Annotated in this window: 20 protein-coding genes; 11 read left to right on the top strand and 9 right to left on the bottom strand. The window is 39.7% G+C overall.

Going from position 1 to position 26157, the window contains the following annotated elements; genetic code table 11:
* Positions 1-170: 170 nt before the first annotated feature.
* The 3 genes from AAEY62_RS02190 to AAEY62_RS02200 form a co-directional block, all read right to left on the bottom strand.
* Positions 171-1658, bottom strand: a complete 1488-nt coding sequence (locus AAEY62_RS02190; protein ID WP_350634533.1) for a tryptophan halogenase family protein — start codon at positions 1656-1658, stop codon at positions 171-173.
* Complete coding sequence (locus tag AAEY62_RS02195) at positions 1651-3201, bottom strand: tryptophan halogenase family protein (RefSeq protein WP_350634534.1); 1551 nt, start codon at positions 3199-3201, stop codon at positions 1651-1653. The genes AAEY62_RS02190 and AAEY62_RS02195 overlap by 8 nt, the downstream gene beginning before the upstream one ends.
* Before the next feature lie 102 nt (positions 3202-3303).
* Positions 3304-6270 carry a TonB-dependent receptor gene (locus AAEY62_RS02200; protein WP_350634535.1) on the bottom strand — a complete coding sequence of 989 codons (2967 nt, stop codon included), beginning with the start codon at positions 6268-6270 and terminating at the stop codon, positions 3304-3306.
* Between the two features lie 678 nt (positions 6271-6948).
* Here AAEY62_RS02200 and AAEY62_RS02205 point away from each other — a divergent pair.
* The 7 genes from AAEY62_RS02205 to AAEY62_RS02235 all read left to right on the top strand — a co-directional run bounded on the left by AAEY62_RS02205 (position 6949) and on the right by AAEY62_RS02235 (position 11385).
* Positions 6949-7620: a hypothetical protein gene (locus AAEY62_RS02205; protein WP_024590887.1), complete on the top strand. Its 672-nt coding sequence runs from the start codon at positions 6949-6951 to the stop codon at positions 7618-7620.
* 3 nt (positions 7621-7623) lie between these two features.
* Positions 7624-8298: a Crp/Fnr family transcriptional regulator gene (locus AAEY62_RS02210; RefSeq protein ID WP_010553509.1), complete on the top strand. Its 675-nt coding sequence runs from the start codon at positions 7624-7626 to the stop codon at positions 8296-8298.
* Positions 8299-8369: 71 nt separating this feature from the next.
* The gene (locus tag AAEY62_RS02215) at positions 8370-8777 is read left to right on the top strand and encodes a hypothetical protein (protein ID WP_024590888.1); all 408 of its coding nucleotides are present in this window, start codon (positions 8370-8372) and stop codon (positions 8775-8777) included.
* An 84-nt stretch (positions 8778-8861) separates the two neighbouring features.
* Positions 8862-9365: an Mpo1 family 2-hydroxy fatty acid dioxygenase gene (locus AAEY62_RS02220; RefSeq protein WP_010553511.1), complete on the top strand. Its 504-nt coding sequence runs from the start codon at positions 8862-8864 to the stop codon at positions 9363-9365.
* A 60-nt stretch (positions 9366-9425) separates the two neighbouring features.
* Positions 9426-10217 (top strand): SDR family oxidoreductase, encoded by a 792-nt coding sequence (locus AAEY62_RS02225; protein ID WP_024590889.1) that lies wholly within the window; start codon positions 9426-9428, stop codon positions 10215-10217.
* 61 nt (positions 10218-10278) lie between these two features.
* Positions 10279-10872 (top strand): DUF2238 domain-containing protein, encoded by a 594-nt coding sequence (locus tag AAEY62_RS02230; RefSeq protein WP_007583339.1) that lies wholly within the window; start codon positions 10279-10281, stop codon positions 10870-10872.
* Positions 10873-10932: 60 nt separating this feature from the next.
* A complete protein-coding gene (locus AAEY62_RS02235; RefSeq protein WP_350634536.1) occupies positions 10933-11385 on the top strand; it encodes a GNAT family N-acetyltransferase in 453 nt (150 codons plus the stop codon).
* A gap of 39 nt (positions 11386-11424) precedes the next feature.
* Here the strand turns inward: AAEY62_RS02235 and AAEY62_RS02240 are convergent, their stop codons facing one another.
* The 3 genes from AAEY62_RS02240 to AAEY62_RS02250 all read right to left on the bottom strand — a co-directional run bounded on the left by AAEY62_RS02240 (position 11425) and on the right by AAEY62_RS02250 (position 14873).
* Complete coding sequence (locus AAEY62_RS02240; protein WP_101162976.1) at positions 11425-12759, bottom strand: hypothetical protein; 1335 nt, start codon at positions 12757-12759, stop codon at positions 11425-11427.
* A gap of 605 nt (positions 12760-13364) precedes the next feature.
* A complete protein-coding gene (locus tag AAEY62_RS02245) occupies positions 13365-13544 on the bottom strand; it encodes a DUF6435 family protein (RefSeq protein WP_007375469.1) in 180 nt (59 codons plus the stop codon).
* A 153-nt stretch (positions 13545-13697) separates the two neighbouring features.
* Positions 13698-14873, bottom strand: a complete 1176-nt coding sequence (locus AAEY62_RS02250) for a PQQ-dependent sugar dehydrogenase (RefSeq protein WP_101162977.1) — start codon at positions 14871-14873, stop codon at positions 13698-13700.
* Between the two features lie 266 nt (positions 14874-15139).
* On the opposite strand from AAEY62_RS02250, the gene AAEY62_RS02255 reads away from it, so the two are divergent.
* The 3 genes from AAEY62_RS02255 to AAEY62_RS02265 all read left to right on the top strand — a co-directional run bounded on the left by AAEY62_RS02255 (position 15140) and on the right by AAEY62_RS02265 (position 18434).
* Entirely contained in the window at positions 15140-16183 is a 1044-nt protein-coding gene (locus AAEY62_RS02255) for a flavin reductase family protein (RefSeq protein WP_101162978.1), read from the top strand.
* Positions 16180-17232, top strand: a complete 1053-nt coding sequence (locus AAEY62_RS02260) for a fatty acid desaturase family protein (protein WP_350603189.1) — start codon at positions 16180-16182, stop codon at positions 17230-17232. Before AAEY62_RS02255 ends, AAEY62_RS02260 begins: the two co-directional genes overlap by 4 nt.
* A 200-nt stretch (positions 17233-17432) precedes the next feature.
* Positions 17433-18434 (top strand): branched-chain amino acid aminotransferase, encoded by a 1002-nt coding sequence (locus AAEY62_RS02265; RefSeq protein WP_257983256.1) that lies wholly within the window; start codon positions 17433-17435, stop codon positions 18432-18434.
* A gap of 81 nt (positions 18435-18515) precedes the next feature.
* On the opposite strand, the gene AAEY62_RS02270 is transcribed toward AAEY62_RS02265, so the two are convergent.
* Positions 18516-21098, bottom strand: coding sequence for a TonB-dependent receptor plug domain-containing protein (locus tag AAEY62_RS02270; protein ID WP_350634537.1), 2583 nt, complete (start codon positions 21096-21098; stop codon positions 18516-18518).
* 670 nt (positions 21099-21768) lie between these two features.
* A complete protein-coding gene (locus AAEY62_RS02275) occupies positions 21769-22083 on the bottom strand; it encodes an Mpo1-like protein (RefSeq protein ID WP_010552524.1) in 315 nt (104 codons plus the stop codon).
* Between the two features lie 164 nt (positions 22084-22247).
* Here AAEY62_RS02275 and AAEY62_RS02280 point away from each other — a divergent pair, with 164 nt between their 5' ends.
* Complete coding sequence (locus tag AAEY62_RS02280) at positions 22248-24404, top strand: prolyl oligopeptidase family serine peptidase (RefSeq protein ID WP_197174173.1); 2157 nt, start codon at positions 22248-22250, stop codon at positions 24402-24404.
* A gap of 253 nt (positions 24405-24657) precedes the next feature.
* Here AAEY62_RS02280 and AAEY62_RS02285 read toward each other — a convergent pair whose 3' ends face one another.
* Entirely contained in the window at positions 24658-25950 is a 1293-nt protein-coding gene (locus AAEY62_RS02285) for an anti-phage deoxyguanosine triphosphatase (protein ID WP_197237060.1), read from the bottom strand.
* Positions 25951-26157 lie beyond the last annotated feature (207 nt).

Here is a 26157-nt window from a genome sequence, read left to right on the forward strand (position 1 = left end):
AATTGCCCCTAGGCAGAACCCTACGGGCAGCGCATGTTTGGCATTTATGCTACGTTATCGCCTATTTATGGGGAATAACCACACTACATAGGCTCTGCCTTGCCTAAAAACCAAATATGCTGCTGCAAATTCAACCACCAAAGAACAACACGCCCTAGTAAGGGCTTTTTTTATGCTGGGCAATAGTGTTTTAAAAACTCATGATGAGATGGTAATTGGCTGACGCGTTGCTCTATTTGTTGCTTAATACCGTGTAAAAAACGGGTGAGTTCTTCGTCGTTCATCATGCTGGCTATTAAGTGATGTTGATTAGGCTCAATACCTTGACCAAGCATAACTTGCACCCACGAATCGACTCTAAAAATGTCGCCATCGTCTAAAAATACCCGGCCGGTTTGTTTAAACAAATCAATTTTATGTTGAAGTGTTTTTGGCACCTCCATGGCGCTACAGTGTTGCCAAAATTCACTGTCATTGCGACTAGTTACTTTGTAGTGCAGCACAATAAAGTCGCGAATATTTTCAATTTCGCTTTTAAGTTGTTTGTTGTATTCGTCAATGGCGTGATTGGTAATGCCATTAAACGGAAATAAACGCATAAAGCGAATAATACCCGACATAATTAAGTGAATGCTGGTGGACTCAAGTGGCTCTACAAAACCGCTAGCAAGGCCAAGCGCTAGGCAGTTTTTGTTCCACCCTTTTAAGCGACGCCCTGTTTTAAATTTAATAATACGGGGCTCTGTAAGCGGCTCACCTTCAATATTATTTAATAATAGCGCTTTGGCTTGTTCGTCATCCATATATTGGCTGCAATAAACTAATCCGTTGCCTACACGGTTTTGCAGCGGTATACGCCATTGCCAGCCGTTTTTATGGGCAATAGAGCGGGTAAGTGGCAATACGGTATCGCTGGTTGATTTTGTTTGCACCGCAATGGCGCTGTTACACGGTAGTAAATGCGACCAGTCTTCGTAGCCAGTATGCAATGCTTGCTCTATTAATAAACCTCTAAAGCCGGTGCAATCAATAAAAAAGTCGCCGTTAATGTGCTCGCCATTATTTAAAGTAAGTGATTCTATATGGCCCGTTTTAGTGTTTTTTACTACTTTTTGTATTTTACCTTCAATGCGTTTTACACCCAATGGCTCTGAAAATTCACGTAAAAACTGCGCGTAACGCGTAGCATCCATATGGTAGGCATAGTTAATGGGATTTTGCTGATTAAACGCAAATTTACCGCTTTTAGCCGCTTGCAGCTCGTAGCAGTAATCGCCAAATGGGTTGTTTATTCCAAGTACTTTACCTTGCAACCAAAAGTGATGAAATTCACCCGCCCAACATTCTTTGCCCGTTGCGCCAAATGAGTGAATATAATGCGTGTTTTCATCGCCCCAGTTTTCAAAGCTAATACCTAATTTAAAACTGGCTTGGGTGGCTTTCATAAATGCTTGCTCGTTTATACCCAGCAATTTATGAAATGTACGAATAGGCGGAATTGTTGCTTCGCCAACACCTACAGTGCCAATATCGTCAGATTCAACAAGGGTTATGTTTATATTGTTACCAACTAGTTTAGCAAGTGCCGCTGCGGCCATCCAACCTGCAGTGCCGCCTCCAGCAATTACTACGTTTTTAACAGCGTTTGTTTTAGTCATTATGTGGCTGCCCATTATTTGATAAAAGATGATTTAAAAGCGCGCGATTACTTGGCAGTCCATTTAAGCACTGCGCTATTTTTTCGCGATTTTGCTGATAATAGTAACCCCCAGTGCGTGGGTCGTTAAATGTATTTTGTGCAGATACTGTTTGTGTATTAAAGCCCATGCCATATAAAACGTATTGATAACTGCTTGATGAAAACACTTCTTCGTTTTCAATAAAATCAAAGCGGCTAGGGGACTGAAATTGCCAAAGTTTAAGTAAGTTTTGCAGGCGCTCGGGTGCGGTATTTAAATTACTAATATCTTGCCAATAGGGAGTGTCGTCGCGCTCGCTTAGCACATAATGAAGTTTTAAAAACTCAATAACGCGCTGCCAACGAGTGCTAAAACGGTCATTAAAACGCGTTTCAAGCTGGCTCATGTGGGTGCGGTTTTGCGGTAGTTGCTCGCTTATCATGCTAATTGAAAGCTCAACCATAGCAAGTGCTGACGCTTCAAGCGGCTCTAAAAAGCCAGCTGACATACCCACGGCAACACAGTTTTTAATCCAAAATTGTTGCCTGTAACCAGGGCTGAATTTTAATACGCGGTAGTTAAGTTGCTCGGCTTGTTGCTCACTGGTGCTTTTGGCTATGTAGCTTTTTAGTGTATTTGTTGCGCTTTCATCACTTTGATATTTACTACTAAATACATAACCTGTGCCACGGCGTGTTGGCAGGGCTATATCCCAAATCCAGCCGTTATTTTGCGCTGTAGATAGCGTAGCAGAGGCAACTGGCTGATCGGCGTGTGCATTAGGTATTTGCGCCGCAACAGCGCTGTTATTAAATAAAATATGATCTTGCGCTATAAATTCACTATTAAAATGCTCACCAATTAAACGAGCACGAGAGCCTGAGCAATCTATAAATAAATCACCTATTATATTGCCATTATTATTTGTTTTTAATGAAGCAATATAGCCATGTTCGTCGTTAATAACCTCGGTTACATCGTCAATAATATGCGTAACGTTTAGGTTTTTAACGCAGTGATTTTTTAAAAACTCAGCAAATTTACCCGCATCTAAATGATAGCCATAGTTGGTGACCGCTGCATATTCGGGTGTTTGTAATTGCTTTGGTGCAAGTGCTGCTTGGCATACAAAGCTTTGCATATTAACAACGTCGGCAAATTTTTGATCAGGTGCAATGCGTTGCCAGCTGGCGTGTAAATTAGTGTGCTCGTAGCCTTGTGGATTCATAAAAGGGTGGTAGTAGTTTTCTCCCTCGCTGAGGTTTCGCCAATTTATAAATTTAGAACCTTGCTTAAATGACGCGTCGCACTGGGTTATAAAATCACTTTCTTTAATGCCAATGCGCTGTAGGGTATTGCGCATTGACGGCCACGTGCCTTCGCCCACACCCAATATAGGCATATTTGCCGACTCCACTAACGTTACACTAAGGTGCGGGTGTTCGGCGGCTAATAAGCCTGCGCTTAGCCAACCGGCAGTGCCACCGCCTAAAACGACTATTTTTGTTATTGGTTTGGTCATGAGTTAACACCCTAAAGTTGATAACAATTAAACTAGCATTAATACTGTTTTAAATACAAAAAAGCCGCTAGTAAAAACTAACGGCTTTACTTTGTATTACCTTTAGAAGTTGTAACGCATACCAATATTGTAACGTGCACCTAGCTGTTGTAGGTTCCACAATTGAACTGACGTACGGCCATGTTCGCGGCTGTTTTGTTCAGTAATATTAAGGCCTTCAACAAAAAACGATAGTTGCTCGCTGTAGTTGTACGCAACATTAAAGTCGATTTGATAATATTCTTCAGTAAAGCCTGGCTCATTTACGTATCGAGCTGCGCTATTTAAAAACTTATCACGCCAGTTGTAAGCAATACGTGCTTGAAAATCGTCGTTTTCGTACATTGCAATAAAGTTAGCTGTATCGCTTAAACCCACTAGTGCAAATTGTGTAGTAGTAGGGTCAGCGTTTACATCAAAGTCTATGTCGCCATTAACAGTGGTGTAGTTTGCTTGCACCCCAAAACCGCTTTCACCAAAAAAGTGCTGAAAGGCAATTTCGAAACCATCAATTGTGGCATTTTTATTGTTGGTAGGTACTTGCGCTGTAAATTCTAGTAATGGGTCATCGCTGTTAGCAATTACATCGTAGGCGGCTTCAAACTCTTCGTAGGTCATAGAGTCAAAATCAACATTGTTTTCTGTTGCGGCAACCATTTGAAATAAGTTTGAATCGGTTACTGCAAGTCCGCGAGATTCTAGCTCAGCAATGGCAGCTTGAGCGCGAGGGCCCGCTGTTGCATCACGTAATCCGTAGTAGTTTTGTGTCATTGGTGTTAAACCAATAAAGTTTTCGATGTCTTTAGTGTAATAACCTACCGACACATAACTTGTTTCTGCAAAGTACCACTCAGCCGATACATCAATATTATCTGATTCAAGCGGCACTAAACCAGGATTACCCGTTGACGCAGTAGCTGGTGAAGAACCCGCTAAAAGAGTAGGGGCACCTGGTACACCAACCGTCGCTGCTGAACTTAAGTTGTCGTAAGTTGGGCGAGCAATTGTTGTGCTGTAAGAAAAACGCGCTTTTACGTTTTCGATTACTTCTATGTCAAAGTCAAAGCTTGGTAAAAAGTGATCGTAGCTAGATTTAAGCGTGAAATCTTCTTTAGCTGAGCCAAAACGAACATTAAAGTCGTTATTACCTTCCCACGCTACTGCGTTAGGTAAGTCGATATTAGCCGTTGAGGTAATGTCGGTAGACTCTTGGCGTGCGCCAATAACAATGTTGTATGGCATATCGCCAATGTAGCCGTTGTAAGTAAATTGCACAAACGCAGCGGTTATGTCTTCTTCAATGGTGCGGTTAGTTGCAAATGCGCCATCGGCTGCAAAGTTAAAGCCGTATTCTTCACCTGCCCAGTAACCAATTTGCGATGCGCTGCCAGTGTAACCTTGGTTGAACGAGCCCGATGTATCGTAGTCGTCAAACTCAGCTAAAAAGTTTGTTGGGTTTAGGTAGCCATCAGGTAGTTCGCCTGGGTTTTCGATACCCCAGTTACCCATTGTATTACGTGTAAGTGATTGCAGTGAATGGCTTTCCATAGAGCGAGACTCTATACCAAAGTCAATTGCACCGTTTTCAATTTCGTATTTACCATGGATTCTAAATTCTGTAATTTCAGATTCTTGGCGAGCAAAGTTAGAATCTAAAATAGACGTACCCACATCAGAGGCATCTAACGTGTTATTACAATTTAGGTTGTCTCGGCGGCAATCATCAAAATCGATACTCATTGATGGCAGTTCGCGGCTAAAATCAACTTCTTGTGCGTTAACTATGTTTGCGCCCAAGCCTGCGTTTACCCAGCTGCCGTAAGGTGCATCTGGTTTGCTAGTGGCTTTTGAATTGTGCGCATCAAACATAAAGCTCAATTCTGAATTGAAATAGTATTCAACGTTTAAACCAATAGAATCGTTTTGATTAACCTGGTTTAGCTCTTGAAACGCTAAACCTAAATCGCGTGTTTGCTGATCGCGACGTTCTTCTCGGTAATAAATCGGGGTTTTTACCGTGTTATCGTCAAACGTTAGCGCGCTTTTGTAGTTATCCATCCATATTGATTGCTCAGCACGGGCTTCGAACAAATCTTGTTTAGAATACGTGTAATCAAGCGTGGCTGTTAAATCGTCAATAGGGCTGTACTGCAGCGTTAATTGTGCGTTTGTACGAGTACGTTCTCTGTCGGCAATGGTGTAGCGCAAATCTGATGGCATTGAATAAAGCTGGCCAACAGCGGGTGCATTAGTTAAAACAATATCGTCTGCAGCTTGTGGGATTGTGCCGTCAAAAGCAGATGTATTCCATTGATTTACAAACGCACCTGTTGATGAGCTATCGCGCTGTTGCATGCTTGCAGTTAACGAGGCACCAAATTTAGCTTCACTGTCGGTCCAGCTGATTAAGCCCGAAAGCTCTGGTGTTATGTCATCACCAACGCGGTTTGTTGAGTCATGTAATGCTTTTACGCCAATGCTTGAAACAAAGCCTGGATTGTCGAGTGGGCGAGCCGTATTAATATTAATTGTTGCGCCAATACCACCTGATGCAATACTTGCTTTACCTGTTTTATATACTTCAACCGATTTAACGCTATCAGATGCTAAGTTTGCAAAGTCAAAAGCACGAGAGCTGGGTGTACCACCGCCTGAAGGCAATGAAGCTGCCGGCATAGTTCGACCGTTTAGGGTTACCATATTGTAGTCGGGACCAAAACCACGAACCGTTACTTTAGAGCCTTCACCATTTGAGCGATCAATCGACACACCTGTAATACGCTGTAGCGACTCGGCTAAGTTGGTATCAGGAAATTTACCAATATCTTCAGCTGATATAGCATCTACAACGCCTGCGGCGTCGCGTTTTAAACGAGTAGACTCTTTAATACTGCTTTTAAAACCAGTAACTTGAATTACTTCAACATCTGTATTTGCTTCTTGTGCATATACAGGTAAAGAGATTGATGCGCCTAAAATCAGAGATAGGCTGGTCGCTATCTTTGTTTTTCTTACAATATGGTTGGACATTCGGTTTCCCTCGCACTTTTATCATTATTATTAACAGCTGTATGGGGCTGTTATTGTGTAATTATAAACATTGTCAAATGTATGGAAGCGCTTCCAGAAAGGTGCATTTAACTGAGTTTTGTGGAAGCGCTTCCAGAAATGCTAGTTTAAATTTTAAATAGGGTCAACTATTGTTTTAATAAAATGAGACTAAATTGTTTTTAAAATGTATGTTTTTTAGATTTGATTTTATTTAAATTATAAATTACAGGTGGTTATAAAAAACCGTTTTGAATAGTTGTGTAACAACATTTTATTATAAGAAAACCGATTATTGATTCATTTAGTTATTTAAACACTTTTATAAGGTGTTTAAATCAGCTTTTAATACAAGCTAAAATTAATAAATCGGCCGCTGGTCACTCAACTAAAAAATAGGTACGTTTGCTAACTTAGCGAAAATGCCGATGTAGTGATTATGTACAACGCTATTGATGCAAACGCATCAAGCGGCGGTTCTATCTCATTTTATGAATCGGTCATTAAAAAATCAGCAGTTGTTTAAAAAATCGTTAATTAAATCACTAAAAAGTAACGTAGTTTTTGCAGAAGATGGTTTAAAAATAAACTTATAAAGTATTGCGCATAAGAGTGTTGCGGGTCGCTAGTTTTATCGCTATTTTAAAGGCTCTCTCATAGATGGATTTTATTATGCGCATTAAATTTTTAGCGAGCTTTTATTCTTTCTTCTTATTTGCACTGTTTGGTTGTGACGACCAAAGTATGGCAATGCAAGATAGCCCTCAGCTAAATAGTAATGCAAGTAACTTACCCTCTGATCTCAAAGTAAACACATCTCCAGCAGCTCAAACAAACGAACCCGCTTTAGTGGTCGGTATGCTAGCAACACATTGTAAAAGTAATGAAGCAGCCTACATTAACGCAAAAATGCATAAAGTTGTGCGTAACCCAGATGAAAGTACAGCCTACAAGTTAGAGCCTACCGATAAAGTGCTTTCTATTTGTGTTGCAAAAGATGACTCATCGCTTAGTTATCGATTTGGTAGAGTTAATGACATAGGGCTTGAAAAAGAAGCAACACCGGATGCACCATTTGGTAGTTACTACAGGCAAGTAGGGCGTATTGGCGAGAGTATTTTATTTTTTAGTAACGGCGAATATCATTATTATATTATTAACTCAGGCGGTATGGGCAGCGGTGTAACCGTTAATGTTTATAAAAACGATACATTAATAACTGAGCTGTTTTCGGGTAATGATCCTTACGATGATTTTGTTATAGCAACCGATTTAAATTTCCCTAAAAAATTGGTTATCGAAAAACAGCCATTTAATAAGCAAATGCAGTAAATAATGACTCCACAGCAGCAAAACGTAATAGAGCAAGGGCATTGGTTTAAAAACCGTAGCGCTTATTTAAAAAGCTTTTTATTAACGCAGGGCAAAACGCTCTCGCTAAAAGCTCAGCAATCATTATTTTTGCGAGGTGATAAGCACGATGGAATTTATGCCGTACTTAGCGGCGTGGTGCGTATTAGTGGCGTAAGTAACGAAGGCAAAGAAGCCGTATTGAGCTTTATTGATTCATCACTTTGGTTTGGCGAAGTTACCTTGTTTGATGGTGGCCTGCGTACTCATGACGTATATGCACAAACTGATGTTGTGCTTTTTTACGTGCCCCAACGCGAGCTTGAACAGCTATTAAACGAACAGCCACAATATTGGCAAGAGTTTGGTTTATTGTTGGCACAAAAGTTACGCCTAATGTTTACCTCAATGGAAGATCACGCATTACTAAGCGCTGAGCAAAAAGTATGCAATCGACTTTTAATGCTCAGCGAGCATACAGAGCACTTAACACCACTTGTTTTATCTCAGCAGCAACTTGCTGATATGACCTACCTAACGCGCCAAACTATTAATCAAATACTGCAACAGCTTGTTAGCTTACAAGCTATTAGTTTGGGGTATCAACGCATAACTGTTTTAGATAAACAAAAGTTACAGGCCCGTGCTACACAAGCTTAAATAGAGGATGCTTTATTTAGTTGGAACCAAAATTGCTACAGATAATGTAACGCAACAATGGATTTGAGCTAATGACTACAATAACCTTTAAAAATCAATATAGTAACTATAACTCTCCTGCATTAAATAAAGCGGCAGGACTAAGCGAAGTTGCGGCAACTAATACCCTCCCTAACGAAAAAACAAATGATGTTAAAGGCATTACCTCAGCTCCTAAAGAACCAACGTTTTTAGAAAGTGCTCAAGAAGCGCTGGTTTATCAGCGCTTAGGTGTAAACAAAAACAAAATAGACGAACTAAAAGCGACAATAGAAGAGCTCATTAAAGAACAGCAAAGTGAAGGCGCAGACCCTAGCGTAATTGCTGATAAAATAGAGGAACTTCAAAAAATGCTTGAGCAAGAGTATCAAAAAGGGCGCGAGCGAACGGATATGAAAGGTGAGCATGAGCCGGGTAAAATAATTTCTGCATTTGTTTAATTTACAAAATGTCGGATACTTGACATTGTTGTTGTGTCTACTTTTGCTAAAGTAAGTTTTATATATAAAAATAAAGGCAAAACAATGAAAACACTTCAACAGCAACTTGGTAAATATGGTTTGTATCATCGTTCTAAGCGTAATGTACTAACGCACTTTATTGGTATTCCGCTCATTGTATTTGCAGCGTTGTGTTTACTAGCGCGCATTCAAATACCCCTTGGTAGTGTAGTAATTGATGGTGCACAACTTTTTGTATTAGCGTCGGTTGTTTATTATTTTATGCTGAGCTTTTCGCTTGGCTTCATTATGGCCGTGATATTCACTTTACTCCTTGTTGGTGCTCAGCCTATTGCGGCAATGGCGTTTTGGCCTTGGTTGAGTATTGGCGTAGGTGTGTTTGTATTTGGCTGGGTATTACAGTTTATTGGGCACTATTACGAAGGTAAAAAACCGGCGTTTGTAGATGACCTAATTGGTTTAATTATTGGCCCTTTGTACGTAACTGTTGAACTACTATTTTTAATGGGTTTTTACAAAACATTAGAAGATGAAGTAAACGCAATAGCAGGTCCTACAAAGGCGTAAAATACTTTACTAAGTACCTTTATAAAACCTAATAAATAACAATAAAAGGGCAGATAACGCATGCAATATAATAATAAAACCGTGTGGATCACCGGGGCATCGTCAGGTATTGGTAAAGAGCTTGCTATACAATTTGCCGAGCTTGGAGCGCGCGTTATTTTATCGGCGCGCAATGTAGATAAACTAAACGATTTAAAAGCAACGCTTAAAGGCGAAGGGCACTTAGTTGTGCCGCTGGACTTAGCCCAGCCAGAGCATGTACTGAGTACAGTAACAGCAAAAATGAGCGAGCTTCCTGCAATAGATATTTTAATTAATAACGGCGGCGTATCGCAGCGCAGTTTATTTTTAGAAAACGACTTTAACGTGTACCGCCAATTAATGGAGGTTAATTACTTTGGCTTAATTGCACTTACTAAAGCTGTGTTGCCTACTATGGTGGCAAAGCGCAGTGGCTCAATTGTGTCTATTAGTAGTGTGGCGGGTAAAGTAGGTTCAAAATTTAGAACAGGTTATTCGGGTTCAAAATATGCGGTGGTTGGTTTTATGGATTGCCTACGTGCAGAAGTAGCACAACATAATATTCATTGTTTAACAATTTGCCCTGGCTCTATTAAAACAGCAATTGCGCATAACTCACTAAACGAGCAAGGCATAGCGCAAAATAAACCAGAAGAGTCGATAGAAAATGGCATGGATGTAAGCGTAGCGGCTTCAAAAATGATTCGTGCCATTAGCGATAAAAAAGACGAAGTGATTATTGGCAAAGGTTTAAGTGGTTGGGCGCCTACAATTAAGCGCTTTTTCCCTACTTTGTTTAATCGCATTACCGCAAAAACAAACTATAGGTAGCGTCGTTTATTTCAAAGGCGTAAAATGCCGGAAATTTGATCAATTTAGAAAAGGATTCTAAATGAAGTATTTATGGCTGAGCCTGTTTTTTATTGTATTAATTTGGTCTGGTATTAACCCAAAAGATCAATTTACATGGCTGCTTGAAGTTATCCCCGCAATTATTGGTTTAGTGCTGCTAGCAAGTACCTATAGCCACTTTAAACTTACTCCTATTTTATATACATTTATTTTAGCGCATTGCATTGTGTTGATGATTGGCGGGCATTACACCTACGCCGAAGTCCCTTTTTTCGATAATCTATTTGGTAGCGAGCGTAATAACTACGACAAAGTAGGGCACTTTTTTCAAGGCTTTGTACCTGCACTACTAGCACGCGAAATTTTACTGCGCAAAAAAGTAGTAAATGGTCGAGGCTGGTTAATCACCTTTGTTATTTCGGTATGTTTAGCATTTAGCGCGTTTTACGAATTAATAGAGTGGTGGGTTGCAGTGTTAAGCGGCGAAAACGCAGAAGCATTTTTAGGCACGCAAGGTTACGTGTGGGATACCCAATCAGATATGGGACTGGCGTTATTTGGGGCTATTTGCTCGCTATTAGTACTTTCAAAAGTACACGACAAACAGCTAAAAAACGTTAAAGATTATTTATAGGCTATAGGAACGTTCTATAGAAATGTTTATAAAAACGTTGGTAAAAAAGACTATTAACTTATGAGCGCAAACATTAGTAACTACTCAATAAGCACAGACAAAAGCAAACTTAACTTTAACGTTATTTATAACTTTATTGCTAATAGCTATTGGGCCAAAGGCATTCCTAAAAGCGTGATGCAATCAGCTATTGATAACTCAATGTGCTTTGGTGTTTACAGCGCTCATAACGAACAAGTTGGCTTTGCTAGGGTAGTGACCGATAAAGCAACCTTTGCCTATTTAGCCGATGTATTTATTACCCCAGATTTGCAAGGTAATGGTCTGAGTAAGTTACTTATTAAAACGATAGTAGAGCACCCTGAGCTACAAGGGCTCAGGCGCTTTTTATTAGCGACTTCTGATGCGCATGGCCTTTATGCGCAATACGGGTTTAAACCAATAGATAACCCAGCACTGCTAATGCAAATAAATCCTGAGAATGTGTATGGTAAAAACAATCGTGATACCTAATAAACGGGAGCGAAGAACAAATTCCGTCTAATGTTCTTGTTATGTTTTTTTCATACGATGCCATATGAAAGCAGGTGTCTTTTTCAGCTTTTGATATTGAGAAACTCCTGATAAAGACTCTGTAAAACCACTTGCAACGCCGAGTCCTAACATAGCTAAAAAAGGAATGGCTGAACCACCACTGACAATTGATGCAGACAACCCGCCTAAACTTACTAATGAACCTTTAGTAAAGCCTGATTTCATGGCACTTAGGCTATTACTGACTTCTTTAATTTGAGGTTCAATTTCATTAGAAAATAACCTCCTAGCTCTCCTATTGAATTCTTCACCTTCATAGCCAGAAAGCTCTCCTGATAGGTCTAGTAAAGTTTCATTAAAACGCTGATATAGTTGAGGGTCTTTTGTACGAAGTGCAAGTATTGTTTCTGGGCTATCAATATTCAACAGAGTACCATTAGCATCGAAAAAGCCTTTTGCCTCCTCTCCTTGGTTAGGATTCCTCTCAGTTGTCATATTTAATAATTTAGCTTCGAATGGTGACTCAGTTATATAAGTATGTCCCAGCTTTTGAGAAATGCTTGATTCAGTAGATATTCCAATTAATCGTGATCGCATAGCTTGATTGATTGTTTGATAAGACCAAAAATCAAATTTCTCTTTGCTTAATGTCCCTTTAGGATCCCACTTGGTTTTCAATTTCAATATTTCAGAGTTATCTATATCAGATTCAGTAACGCCTGTTTGAAATAAATAAAGGCTTGTTCCATTTTGCCAATAATCATTCTTAAAACTAACATTTAAAGCCATTCGACGATTTACATCTGCAAGTTCAGACAGCAAATACATACCACCATTTTCATTTGGAATGACAGATTTTTGTACTGCATTTTTATGAATATAGTCATGTATTTTTTCGGGGATTGATGATTTAAAAGCATCATCAGAAGCTAAAATTGGGATTTCATTTTCATTAGGCTGAACCAGATCTAATAACGGATAAACCTTTACAATGTCAGATCGGATTAATTTAAAAAAATACGAAAATAAATTAAGCCCTTCAATTAGATCTTTATATCTAATGTCACCTCTAACCATTAATGGGTCATTAATTATTTGAGACTCATATATTAACGCCGATGCTAATATTTTTGAATTAGTTAAATCAACTGATGTAGAGCTGTATAAACCACTTAACCGACCTGATACTGAAACATTCTTTAACTCTAAGGGAAATTGTACTGCTCTTGACTGTATATAGGCAGATATGCGTTTAGACACCTCATGATCAGGCAAAGAAGATATGTCACAGATTGCCCCTTGGGCACTTAATAACCCTACTTCAATCAATGTATCTAATGCTAAGTTGCTCAACACATTCTCCTAAAACATAATAGCTTTATCAGAGGACACTTTCCTCTTTTTATGAGTAACGCATGTCCTCTTAATTATTTTTAATATTAATAACAAATCCTGTAACACATTGCGAGTATTAAACTTTAAGTCGGGCTGTTCTTTTAATAACATGCAGAAAGAGGAAAACGTCCTCATTTTTTGACTTAGGAGGAAAAACGCCAGCGCGGTATATAAATGCAGCAATTAAGTATTTAAAATGAAAACCAAATCCGATTTTAAATCATTTAATAGTCACTAAAAAACGCCAGAGATAACGTAAGTAACCGCTTTAAGACACTTGTTTGTGTAAGCATATTATAAAAGGTGGTTTAGGGATGGTAGAAGCTGTAAACGAGGTTATGATTTATCTACTAAACGCGTCTTCCTACTTTTAAAACAGGGCAGACGCGTTTAAGTATACTGATACCAATCGACTTAAATATTTAGCCTTTCTAGCGTGCTAAATAAAGCGTTAACGGCGTTATAAATCTCTCATGTAGAACAACTGCATGTCGAAATTTATGCCTTGTTATCACTCTATTTATCCGTCGCTATAAATGTCTAATAACTTAACACGATTGGTATTATTTGGCTTTTTTAGCCTCTAGAGTTTCTATTTCACTCCAGATTTTTTCGGCTTCTGCACTTAACATGGCGAAGCTTTTAATGTCGCCTTTTCTTTGTGCCTGCATGCCTTGCTCTAGTTTTACGTCGTATTCTTTACGCAGTTTTTTTACGGGGTCAGGCTTTAAAAATGAAAACATTAGTATTCTCTTAATTTATTAAATTATATGTAGTTAGTGTACGCATTAATGGGCTTAATAGTTCTTTGTTTGGTGAAAATGTTTACTTTGCGATTTAAAAGCGCAAAGTAAACGCAGTGTAATTATTAACGTACTGTGTGCTAGTTCTAGTGCTTACTTTTCTGGCTCTAGGCGTTTAATACCTTGGCCATCAATACCTAAATAAATAAAACCATCACTGCCTTGGGCTAAGCTGCGTACTCTGCCAATTCCATCGAGTATTTTATATTGCTTAACAACCTTACCTTTTGAGAGCTCTAGTGCGCTAATGAATGCAAACTTCATTGATGCTAATAATAGCTTACCTTTAAGCTTTGGGTATTTATCACTCGTTACATACAACATATCGGAAGGGGCAATTGAAGGAGTCCAATGTAATACGGGCGATTGCATGCCGTCTTTTTCTTTAAGGTCGGTAAACTTGGTACCGCTGTAGTTAATGCCATAACTTACTAAAGGCCATCCGTAGTTAGCGCCTTTTTTTATAATATTAAGCTCATCGCCGCCGCGTGGTCCGTGTTCGTGAGACCATAAAATATTATTTTGATTATCAAACCACATGCCCTGTGGATTACGGTGCCCATAAGACCATGCTGCATGTTTTGCATCTTTTTGTTTAACAAACGGATTGTCGCTTGGGATACGGCCATCATCGTGTAAGCGATAAATTTTACCGCCGTCCCGCGTGAGATCTTGTGGGTTTATGTCGCGCGAGCCGCGATCGCCAATTGAAAAATAAACATAACCTTCATTATCAAACACAATACGGCTGCCGTAGTGCTGGCCTTTGGTAGTATTATGCTCGCCTTTGTATAGCAATTGCTGATCAGACAGCTGCGTATGATCGCTACTTAGTTTGGCGCGCATTAAGGCGGTGTTACTTCCGCTTCCTTTGCCCTCACTACTTGAGTAACTAAAGTACAGCCATTGGTTTTGCTTACTATCGGTGTGTAGTGATAAATCAAGTAATCCACCTTGGCCATTAGCGTCAATGTCGGGAAGCCCTGAAACCTTAGTTAATTTAGTGGTATTTTTAGGTAATAAAAATAACGCTCCACTGCGCTCAGATATTAGTAAATCACCATTAGCTAAAGGCTCAATAGCCCAAGGTATAACTACACCTTCTGCCGCTGTTACTGCGTTAACGCTAAGCGATAAAGTATCGAGCTGCTTATAGTTTTTTACGTAATCGCTTTTTGCATGCGCGGGTGCGTTAGTAGCAAATATAGCAACGGCTAAGCCTGCACTTATTAGTTTAGGGAGTGTGTTATGTGACATTAAATTTATCATTATGGCTTCCAAAATTAATCCAATCTTACACAACCTTATCATGGCATAAATCAATTTGTTAAGTGTTGAGTTGAATGAAAAACACACACTTATATATTTTAAAATTACTTCTTCACAGGAAATTGTTTTAGCAAATTGCGCTAATAAAAATTGAATAATTACTCTATTGGGGTTGAAAACTTAAAATTTGAGCGTACACTTGTGCGCTGAAGTTTGGGCGTACACGTGTAAGTTCAAAGTAATTAAGATTCGATAGAGATTTAACCATGATGACTCAAGTATTAAACCAATTTTCAAAATGGTTTTTACACCATCAAAGTTTTGCAGGCTACATAGAGCCCGTAATGCAGGTGTTTAAACCTGCGTGGCGTGCAGGGCAGTTTAGAGCGCAAGTAGTTAGTACAGCTGTACTTGATGGCGGTTTTTTAAGTGTGCAACTTAAGCCAAGCAAACAATGGCGGGCGCATACGTCAGGGCAACATATAAGTTTAACGGTTGAAATTAATGGGCGATTATTAACACGCGTTTTTACCGTGGCCTCAAGCGCTCAACAATTTAAAAATACTGGGTTAGTGCGTTTACTAATCAAAACAAATGCGCAAGGGCGCTTTACTGGCTTACTCAGCAGTGCATTAAAAGCGGGTTTGTGGTGCAATATTTCTGCGCCAAGCGGCGACTTTGTATTTAAAAACACACATACACCAGCCACTTTTATTGCAGGCGGCTCGGGTATAACACCTATGCTAGCTATGCTTGATGATTACTTAAGCCAAACTACGCAAAAAGTGTCGTTGGTGTATTACGCAAAAGCCACTGAGCATCAATGTGTTGATGAGCTAAGTGAGTTGGCGGCGCAATTTGAGCATTTTTCGTTTTTATTGTTAACGCGTGAGCAATCAAGCGATATAACCAGCAATATTAAGCCGTGGGAAAACCCAGACATTTACTGCTGTGGCCCTGCAGCATTTATGCAAACGGTGAGCGATTTTGCTAAAACGCATAAGCTAAATTACTACCAAGAAGCATTTGGTTTAGCGCTGCCTAGCTTAAACGACGACAGCCAATTTAATGTAAAAATTAACGCCAGTGCCCATGTTGTATCGGGCAACGATGTTTTACTACCTCAGTTTGAAGAAAAAAAGCTACCCGTTAAACGTGGTTGCGGTATTGGTATTTGCCATCAATGCCAATGTATTAAAAAGTCAGGCGTGGTACGTAATTTAAAAACAGGTGAATTGAGTGACAACGGCGAGCAATTAATACAACTTTGCGTAAGCCAACCTGTTAGTGATTTGGAGTTACAATTATGAAAAACATTAACTACGACATGCTCGCAAGCGAGCTAGATGCCATTAAAATGGACACCCTTGGCAAAGTAGGCCAACAAGATGCTGACTATATTCGCTCTGTTGTACGCAAGCAGCGAGTGTGTGAATGGAGCGGGCGAATTTTGCTAATGCTTGGTTTTATTCAGCCATTATTATGGGTTGCAGGCGTGTTGTTATTAGCACTTGCTAAAATTTTAGACAATATGGAAATTGGCCACAATGTAATGCATGGTCAATACGATTGGATGAACGACAAGCAACTCAACTCACAGCATTATGAATGGGACATAGCGTGCGATGGACAAAGTTGGCACCGCGTTCATAACTTTGAACACCATACGTATACTAATATTATTGGTAAAGACAGAGACTTTGGTTATGGCTTGTTGCGTTTAAGCGATGATTTTAAGTGGCGCTTTAAAAATGTATGGCAGTTTTTTACATATATTAATTTAAGTGTGTTATTTCAGTGGGGCGTGTCGTATCACGAGTTAGCTGCAGAGCGTGTTTTTATTGGTAAAAAGAAAGAAAACCGCGAAGGGCTTGTATCACACTCTACATTAAAGCAGCGCTTTTTTAGTAAAGGCGCTCGCCAGTTAGTTAAAGATTATGCGATATTTCCGTTACTTGCAGGGCCTTTATTTTTATGGGTGTTAGCGGGTAATTTAGTGGCAAACTTAATTCGTAATTTATGGACATCAACCATAATATTTTGTGGCCACTTTACCGAAGAGACCGAAACCTTTAAAGAAGAAGACTGTATAAACGAAACCCAAGGGCAGTGGTATTATCGCCAAGTACTTGGCTCGTCTAATATTAAAGGGTCGCATTGGTTTCATGTTTTAACGGGGCATTTGAGCTGCCAAATAGAGCATCACTTATTTCCTGATATGCCGTCTTCGCGCTACCAAGAAGTTGCACCTCAAGTACAAGCCGTTTTGAAAAAACACGGTATTGATTATCATACAGGTGGTTTTTTTAGACAGTATACGTCGGTGCTAAAACGTATTATTAAATATTCGTTTAAATAAACATGTTTTAATTAACGAATGAAAAAATCGGTCTGTGTAACTACACTGACCGATTTTTTTGTTTATTGCACTCAATACGGTTGATTAGTAAACAGCACTTGCAAAAAATTCTCATAGTTAATTAAAAAAGCCTTACTTTAGCTATGGTTAAATAGCGTGTGATTGTCATACAATGGAGGGAAATAGACCACACAAGAGAGATTAAAATGGCCGCATTTGGTACCGTGTTTATGCCGCAGATGATTCAAGCTCGTTTTTCTGATAATAAATGGAGCGAGAGCTCAATTGTCCCTTCCGATAAACTTGAACTTCATGCTGGTGCGCACGTTCTTCATTATTCAAGTACATGTTTTGAAGGCTTAAAAGCCTTTCGCCATGAAGATGGTTCTGTTTATCTTTTTAGAATGGATGCAAACATTGCACGCATGCAACAAAGCTCAGCGCTATTAAGCTTACCGAGTTTTGACAGCGATATGCTAAAAACGATGATTATCGATATTATGCGCGAATACGCAGATGAAACGCCATTACCACCGGGCTCTATGTATATTCGCCCAACGCACATTGGTACTGAGGCTGCAATTGGTAAAGCGGCTGCGCCATCAATGAGCTCGCTTTTATACACGTTACTATCGCCAGTAGGTGATTATTTTGCCGGTGGTGCAACTGCACTGCGCGTACTGCTTGAAGAAGATGGTATGCGCTGCGCTCCGCACATGGGTATGGTAAAAAGTGGTGGTAACTACGCCAGTGCTCTAGCACCTATTAGTGCTGCACGAACTAAGTATCAAGCAGATCAAATTTTATTTTGCCCAGGTGGCGACGTACAAGAAACCGGTGCTGCTAACTTTATACTTATTGATGGCAACGAAATTATCACTAAAGCGCTTGATAGCACGTTTTTACACGGTGTAACGCGTAATAGTATTTTAACCATAGCAAAAGATTTAGGTATGACGGTAAGCGAGCGTAACTTTAGCGTTACTGAGCTACTAGAGCGTGCTGCTAAACCAGGTACTGAAGCGGCGCTTTCGGGCACTGCAGCTGTGCTAACTGCTGTGGGTACGTTTATTCATAACGATAAAGAATACAAAGTAGGTACTGGCGAGCCAGGCCCAACGACTGCGCGCCTTCGCCAAGCATTGAACGATATTCAATGGGGTAAAAGTGAAGACAAGCACGGCTGGTTAACTAAAATCTAATTATAGATTTAATCGCAACTCGCATTAAAAAGCCACCTAATCGGTGGCTTTTGTGTGTTTGGTTACTTTAAGCTGTGCTTATTAGAACTTCATTTCTATTTTACCGTACACGTAGCGTCCGTTAAATCCATACGGCGAGAAGCTAGAGTAAGCAAATAAACGTGAGAAGGTGGTTACATCGTCAACATTTTCACGGGTTGCATCTGGGTAAACATCAAAAATGTTATTAGCACCTAAGCTAAGCGATACGTTTTCACTAAGCGAGTAGGCGACATCTAAGTCGGTTATCCATTTAGGCTTAAGCACTTCGTTACGTTCAGGGTTGTCTGAAGGGTCTTGAGTTTCTCCGTAACGCGTTGTTCTAAGAGTGGTACGTATGTCGTCGTTAGTCCACGTAGCGCTTAAGTTGTACTTATTACGCGGTGTGCTTACTTCAAAACGACGCAGCTCAGTGCCTGAGAACAAGTTGTCTTGATCAAACCCTGCACCTTGAAGCTCTGCTGGTGGGTCGATAATATTTGTTACTTCATTTTTGCCGTAGTTATAACCTAGGTTAAAGGCTAAATCGCCGTAACCATCAGTTGCTACATTATATGAGGCAACCACATCAACACCACGGGTTTTGCTGTCAATTGCATTTAAGAAGAAACGACCTTGGTTAGCGCCTGTGCCTTGGAGTAAATCGGCAATAGCATCGCCCGATAAGTTGTTTGATAGCACAATGCGGTCATCAATTAATATTTGGTAGTAATCAACCGATAAGCTGAAATTAAAGTCGGTAGACCATGTAAAACCAACGCCGTAGTTTGTTGCTTCTTCTGCATCAAGGCCAGGTGAGCCCAGTGCTTTTGCTACATCGCTGCTTGGTGCGAACGTACCTGTTTCGGTTGGTTCGCCATCAACAAATACAGTGGCCACTGAGGTAAAGTATTGCTGCTGCAAAGAAGGTGCTCTAAAACCAGTAGATACTGAGGCGCGTAGTGCTAAGTCTTCAGTTAATGAATAACGAGTTGCAATTTTACCGTTAAGTGTATCGCCAAAGTCTGAGTAATCTTCATAACGGGCGGCAACCGCTAAATTCCAATCGTCGGTTAGGTAGGTTTCAAGGTCTATATATAAGCTCACGTTGTGGCGGCTGTTATCGCCCTCTGATTCGGGTGTAAACCCCGGGAATACTTGTGCCCCCGCTGCGCCAAATGGGCCATCAACTGGGTCGGTTACTGCGCCTCCTGGGCCAAATGTGCCTTGTGCGTATGAAGCTTCTTCGCCTGCATCTATTTGATATCCTTCGCGGCGATACTCAGCACCTACAGCTACGTTTACAGAGTTTTCTAAAAAGCTGACGTCTACCTCGCGGCTAAAATCAACGTTTAAAGTAAGTTGATCGTAGGTAAGTGTTCCTGCATCAAAGCTTGTTTGGCTAGTAGGGCCATATGAGGTATTTAAGCTATTTATAACACCAAACTCAAATGCATCTTGACCATATACGGCCGATACATCGTAATTCCATTCACTTACAAAACCTTTAGCGCCAAGTGCCAGTGAAAAGTCATCTATGTCTGAGGTGATAACAGGTAAAAAGCCATCAGGATAAACTTCTTCTATATTACGGCTATCGCTTGCACGGCGATAAAAACCGCCGCCTTCGCCTTCGCGTTTGCTGTAAGAGCCAAACGAATATAAATCTACTTCGTTTGTTAATTGATACCCTGCGTTATAAAACACAGAAAAGTCTTCAACATCGCCATTACCAAAGTTATGGTTATATCGATTTACGGTAAGTTCACGTGGGTCAAGCGCGCCATCTACTGAACCGTCATCTATGCGTGCGTAGTTTTCACGATTATCGTAGTCAGAGCGGTTAGTTGAATGGCGGTCGCGGTATTCTGTTGAAATGTTTAAAAAGCCATTATCGCCAAGTTCAAAACCCATATTACCTTGCAGCGTTAGTGTTTGGCCGTCTGTTAAAGAGCGATCGCCTCCTTCAGTAAAGGCTAAATTACCATCACTGCCTTCAGATACAGATTCAAGTTGTGGTACACCGTCCATTTCGGTTACGTTAGCACCATATATAGCCGCAACTGAACCACCGCTGCTGGCACTTTTAAGCACAATATTAATAACACCGGCTATCGCATCAGAGCCATATTGCGCTGCTGCACCATCGCGTAATACTTCAATACGGGCAATAGCATTTGCTGGTATTGCATTTAAATCAACCGATGATGAACCACGACCCGTTGAGCCATTTAAGTTAAGTAATGCGTTGCTGTGGCGGCGTTTACCATTAACAAGCACTAAGGTGTGATCGGGTGCTAAGCCACGAAGCTGAGCGGGGCGTACATGGTCGCTGCCATCAGTAAGTGATGCCTGCGGGAAGTTAAAGCTGGGTAATAAACTGCTAAGTAGGGCATTCGTTTCAGTAAAGCCAGAATTTTTAAGTGCATCTGCACCAATTATATCGATGGGTACTGCACTGTCTTCTACTGTACGGCCTAATCGACGAGAACCAATTACGCTTATTTGTTCGATGTTTTCTTCTGCTTTAGTGTCTTGCTCTGCAGCATTTACTGAGAGCGAACCAAGTAGTGCAGCAGACGCGCTCATTGCGAGTAATATTTGTGGTACCGATTGCTGTAATTTAAATAACGGTTTTCTATTCATGCTGTATTTCCCCATACCCATTGAATTATTTTAGTTTTGTACAAAAAGATTAATACCAACCCGCAATAATACTTAATCATTTTTAGGGGCTAAACGTGCCGTTACCTGCGTTAAAAAATTCTCATTTGGAGCAACTAAATAGCGAATTTTTTGCCTAGCTATCAACACGTTTTTCCATCCTCAAAATAGATCACTTAATTAAGCGGATTGGTATAAACCTCTTTGTTACCTTGAACATATACTTAATTAACAAAGTCAGTCAATTGAATAACATTCAATTAATTTAAGGGTTTTTATAATTACATTTGGTTGTTTTTTATAATGATCATTGTTTTAGTTATATAGCGGAGGTAATTGCTAAGTAATTGATGGATAATGAATTATATTTAAAAGTTAAATTTAACGTTTAATTAACTGGTAAGATGAGATGGGTGGTTTAAATTAATTATGGGTAGGGAACCATTTTTATTGGGCTGGCAATAAATAGCTGTTGAGCTATAAATATTTTTTAAAATTTAAAATACAAATAAACCCATTAAATGTTAACTAAATTAACATTTAATGGGTGTACTATAAATTATGTACTACTTATTAGAACCTATACTTTAAAGCATGAAGCAATTTTGTTTTTATAAGTAATTGGTATAAAAAAAGAGTGCTAAAAATAGTGTTAAAATTTAATTTTTCCAACAAGCATATCTTTAAACATTACCCAATCTCCCCATAAACTGTAAAAAGGGTGTTTAAAAGTAGCAGGGCGGTTTTTTTCAAAAAAGAAATGTCCGACCCACGCAAACCCATATCCAATAACAGGTAATAGCCATAATAAACTGTAGTGTTGTTTTAATAATGCTATTGCGATTACAGCAAGAACGAGTGTACTTCCTATAAAATGTAAGCGGCGGCAAATCACATTGCGATGCTCTTTTAAATAATAAGGGTAGAAGGCTTTAAAGCTTTTAAACGTGGGGTTTGTACTTTGCATAGTGTGCTCTTTTATTGTTTTTTATTTTAATGAGGGTCGTGCTATTAAAGCGTAAGTTTACATTTGTTTACAGCGATAAATGGCGCTTAACGCATCTAAATAGACAAAAGGGCTAAAAGTTAATAACTTAGGCGCACTATTAATAAATAAGAATGGAACTCAGGATGTTTAAACACACTCTAGCATGTGCTGTAATTGTAGCGCTTAGCGGCTGTTCAGAGCCAACTAATACGGTAACTCAAGAAGAAGTAAAAGCACCAATGAAGCAAGTTAACGCAGTTATATACCCAGAAACAAAAAAAGGCGATATCGTAGATACCTACTTTGAAGAAGCCGTTAGCGACCCATATCGTTGGCTTGAAGATGACATGAGCAGCGAAACTGCCGATTGGGTTAAAACGCAAAACAATTTAACGTTTTCTTATTTAGAACAAATCCCTTATCGCGATAAGTTAAAGCAGCGCCTTGAAAAACTAATGAATTACGAAAAAATAGGCGCTCCTTTTACTGAAGGCGATTACACCTATTTTTATAAAAACGATGGCCTGCAAAATCAATATGTTTTGTACCGCAGTAAAGATGGCGGCGACGTTGAAGTATTTTTAGATCCAAACAAGTTTAGTGAAGATGGTACGACGTCTATGTCGGGTTTATCGTTTTCAAAAGATGGCTCATTACTCGCGTATCAAATATCTGAAGGTGGCAGCGATTGGCGCAAAATTATAGTTATTGATGCACGTACCAAAGAGCAAGTTGAAGAAGCGCTTGTTGACGTTAAATTTAGTGGCATTGATTGGTTAGGCAACGAAGGTTTTTATTATTCAAGTTACGAAAAACCTAAAGGGAGTGAACTTTCGGCTAAAACAGATCAGCATAAAGCGTATTACCATAAGCTAGGTACTGCACAGTCTGCTGATAGTGTTGTATTTGGTGAAACTGATGAGCAAAAACATCGCTATGTAGGCGCTGATGTAACTCATGACGGCCGTTACCTACTTATTTCAGCTAGTACGTCTACGTCAGGCAATAAGCTGTTTATAAAAGATCTAACAAAAGAAAACAGTGAGTTTGTAACGGTTGTTGGAAATACTGATTCAGATACATCAGTTATTGATAACGAAGGCAGCAAGCTGTTTTTAGTTACTAACCTCAATGCACCAAACAAAAAAGTAGTGACGGTTGATGCAAGTAATCCAAGCCCAGAAAATTGGGTTGATTTAATTCCAGAAACCAAAAACGTACTAAATCTTACAAAAGGTGGCGATACCTTTTTTGCCAACTACATGGTTGATGCTATTTCACAGGTAAAACAGTACAACAAAAAAGGTGAGTTAATTCGCGAAATTACATTACCAGGCGTGGGTACTGCACGTGGTTTTGGCGGTAAAAAAGATCAAACAACGCTTTATTATTCGTTCACTAACTACAAAACACCAGGTACTACTTATACGTTTGATGTAACTACGGGTGAATCGGGTGTTTATCGTAAGTCGGCTATTGATTTTAATAGTGATGATTACACGTCTGAGCAAGTGTTTTACACATCAAAAGACGGCACTAAAATACCGATGGTAATTACCTATAAAACAGGCATTAAGCTTGATGGTTCAAACCCTACAATTTTATATGGTTACGGTGGTTTTAATATTAGTTTAACGCCAAGCTTTAGCCCCGTTAATGCTGTATGGCTTGAGCAAGGTGGTGTGTACGCCGTTGCTAATATTCGTGGTGGCGGTGAGTACGGTAAAGACTGGCACAATGCCGGCACTAAATTGCAAAAGCAAAATGTGTTTGACGACTTTATTGCGGCTGCTGAGTATTTAAAAGATAAAAAGTACACGTCTAAAAAGCGCTTAGCACTTCGCGGTGGATCTAATGGTGGTTTATTAGTTGGTGCAGTGATGACGCAGCGCCCAGACTTATTTCAGGTGGCTCTACCTGCTGTAGGCGTACTTGATATGCTGCGCTACCATACCTTTACCGCAGGTGCTGGTTGGGCATACGACTACGGTACCAGTGAGCAAAGCAAAGAAATGTTTGAATACATTAAAGGTTATTCACCACTTCATAATGTAAAAGCAGGTGTTGAGTATCCAGCCACTATGATTACAACTGGCGATCATGATGACCGCGTTGTCCCTTCACATTCGTTTAAGTTTGCTGCTGAGCTTCAAGCAAAGCAAACAGGTAATAACCCAACGCTTATCCGCATAGAAACAAATGCGGGGCATGGTGCAGGTACACCAACGAGTAAAACAATTGAGCAGTATGCTGATATATTTGGTTTTACGCTATATAACATGGGCGTAGAGTCGTTATAAAAGCGCTTTAACAAAATAGCTAACTTTAATAGCTGAGGAAAAAGGCCGAGTAAATTAAATTTACTCGGCCTTTTTAATGTTTGCTAGTTAGTTATACCAATCTGCTTATATATGGGGTCTATTTAACGTTAAGAAAATTACGCTAGAACTAGGCAGAAATTTTTGTATCTAGTTGTTCTAAATAAAAAATTTTTAACGACGTTATAGTGCAATTTAATTCGTTAAATTGATCAAAGATTTATGCAGGTTGGTATTATTGCATAGGTGAAAATAATCGTTGATATGTTTTATAGGCGTACTCGTCGGTCATTCCGCTCAAATAATCGCAAATTATACGCATACCTTGGTTTTGTTTTTCGGCTTCTATGTATTGTGCTTGTGTAGTTTCTGGCAATAAACGCAGCGGATCGCTAGCAAACGCGGTAAATAACTCTATTAGTAAGTTTTGACCTTTAAACTCTATTTGCTGCATTTCGGGGTCGCGTATTAAACGTTGAAACACAAAATGCTTAAGTATTTGCAATACACTGTCGTATTGGGCATCTAATTTAGCGGTGTACTTTAAAATAGGGCATTCAAAGTCATCGTTTTGAATATCTAAATGTATATGAATAATAAAGGTATTAACCAGCTCACCTATGGCGTCCTTTCGCTCATAATCATTTTTTGAAAACAAACGCTTCGTGAGCGACTCAAGCATGGTGTTTAACCAGTCAAAGTTTAATGCTTTTAAATGAGGTAGAGCATGAGTTTGCCAATCGTCTAACGTAAGTACATGGGTTGCAATGGCATCTTCTAAGTCGTGTACGGCGTATGCTATATCGTCGGCATGCTCCATTATGGCACTGTCGAGCGATTTATACGTTGTTTTAGCGCGGTACTTATCAATAGCGGCATGGTTACTCAGCAACGTTTTATCGTTTTGACTCAGTGGTTCTACTATCCAATTGAATATGGCTGCATCGTCGTTGTATAACCCTTTGGCAGGTCGCCAATCATCTGCTTTTATAAATGCACGACCGGTTGTATCGTTGGGAATGGTATGCCATAGCGTGTTAATAAACGCGGGGTATTTTATAAAACCTAATAAAGTACGACGAGTTAGGTTCATACCGTGCCCATTACTGTAGGGCTCAAGTTTTGCAACTATGCGCAGTGTTTGTGCGTTACCTTCAAAACCACCGTGATCGCGCATCATGTAATTTAGCGCTATTTCACCACCATGACCAAAAGGCGGATGGCCAATATCGTGCGCCAAACACAGTGTTTCTAGCAGTCCGGTTGATGGAAAGTGCTTAAAGTCGCTATGTTGCGCTTTTAAATGGCGCAATATGCCAGTACCAATTTGCGATACTTCTAAAGAGTGGGTAAGGCGAGTGCGGTAAAAGTCGTTTAGGCCAATGCCCATAATTTGGGTTTTAGCTTGCAAACGCCTAAATGCAGCTGCATGAATAATACGCGAACGGTCGACCTGCCACGGCGAGCGGTTATCGTTAGGACGATGTTTATATTGCTCTATTATTCGGCTTTGCCATTGTTTATCCATACTGCTTACTCACACATAGTTAATATTATTAAACTTTGCTCAGTATACCCATGGACTTATAAATTGCGAATGAACAAATGCACTACATAGGCTCCGTTTTATCTAAAATTCAAGTACACTGCTGAAAATTCAACCGTAAAAGGTCACCAAACCCCAGTTATTCGCGTTTATAAAGTGGCTTAGGTATAATGCGCCTTCGTATGCTTG

It is taken from the genome of Pseudoalteromonas sp. GW168-MNA-CIBAN-0100 (assembly GCF_040309225.1).
In the GTDB taxonomy this organism is placed as follows: Bacteria; Pseudomonadota; Gammaproteobacteria; order Enterobacterales; family Alteromonadaceae; genus Pseudoalteromonas; species Pseudoalteromonas arctica.

Coding starts and splice junctions, on each gene's coding strand:
- AAEY62_RS02250 (WP_101162977.1), bottom strand. CDS start 14,873: ATGATAAATTTAATGTCACATAACACACTCCCTAAACTAATAAGTGCA.
- AAEY62_RS02205 (WP_024590887.1), top strand. CDS start 6,949: ATGGATTTTATTATGCGCATTAAATTTTTAGCGAGCTTTTATTCTTTC.
- AAEY62_RS02210 (WP_010553509.1), top strand. CDS start 7,624: ATGACTCCACAGCAGCAAAACGTAATAGAGCAAGGGCATTGGTTTAAA.
- AAEY62_RS02225 (WP_024590889.1), top strand. CDS start 9,426: ATGCAATATAATAATAAAACCGTGTGGATCACCGGGGCATCGTCAGGT.
- AAEY62_RS02285 (WP_197237060.1), bottom strand. CDS start 25,950: ATGGATAAACAATGGCAAAGCCGAATAATAGAGCAATATAAACATCGT.
- AAEY62_RS02215 (WP_024590888.1), top strand. CDS start 8,370: ATGACTACAATAACCTTTAAAAATCAATATAGTAACTATAACTCTCCT.
- AAEY62_RS02220 (WP_010553511.1), top strand. CDS start 8,862: ATGAAAACACTTCAACAGCAACTTGGTAAATATGGTTTGTATCATCGT.
- AAEY62_RS02260 (WP_350603189.1), top strand. CDS start 16,180: ATGAAAAACATTAACTACGACATGCTCGCAAGCGAGCTAGATGCCATT.
- AAEY62_RS02270 (WP_350634537.1), bottom strand. CDS start 21,098: ATGAATAGAAAACCGTTATTTAAATTACAGCAATCGGTACCACAAATA.
- AAEY62_RS02190 (WP_350634533.1), bottom strand. CDS start 1,658: ATGACTAAAACAAACGCTGTTAAAAACGTAGTAATTGCTGGAGGCGGC.
- AAEY62_RS02245 (WP_007375469.1), bottom strand. CDS start 13,544: ATGTTTTCATTTTTAAAGCCTGACCCCGTAAAAAAACTGCGTAAAGAA.
- AAEY62_RS02200 (WP_350634535.1), bottom strand. CDS start 6,270: ATGTCCAACCATATTGTAAGAAAAACAAAGATAGCGACCAGCCTATCT.
- AAEY62_RS02230 (WP_007583339.1), top strand. CDS start 10,279: ATGAAGTATTTATGGCTGAGCCTGTTTTTTATTGTATTAATTTGGTCT.
- AAEY62_RS02280 (WP_197174173.1), top strand. CDS start 22,248: ATGTTTAAACACACTCTAGCATGTGCTGTAATTGTAGCGCTTAGCGGC.
- AAEY62_RS02235 (WP_350634536.1), top strand. CDS start 10,933: ATGAGCGCAAACATTAGTAACTACTCAATAAGCACAGACAAAAGCAAA.
- AAEY62_RS02195 (WP_350634534.1), bottom strand. CDS start 3,201: ATGACCAAACCAATAACAAAAATAGTCGTTTTAGGCGGTGGCACTGCC.
- AAEY62_RS02255 (WP_101162978.1), top strand. CDS start 15,140: ATGATGACTCAAGTATTAAACCAATTTTCAAAATGGTTTTTACACCAT.
- AAEY62_RS02275 (WP_010552524.1), bottom strand. CDS start 22,083: ATGCAAAGTACAAACCCCACGTTTAAAAGCTTTAAAGCCTTCTACCCT.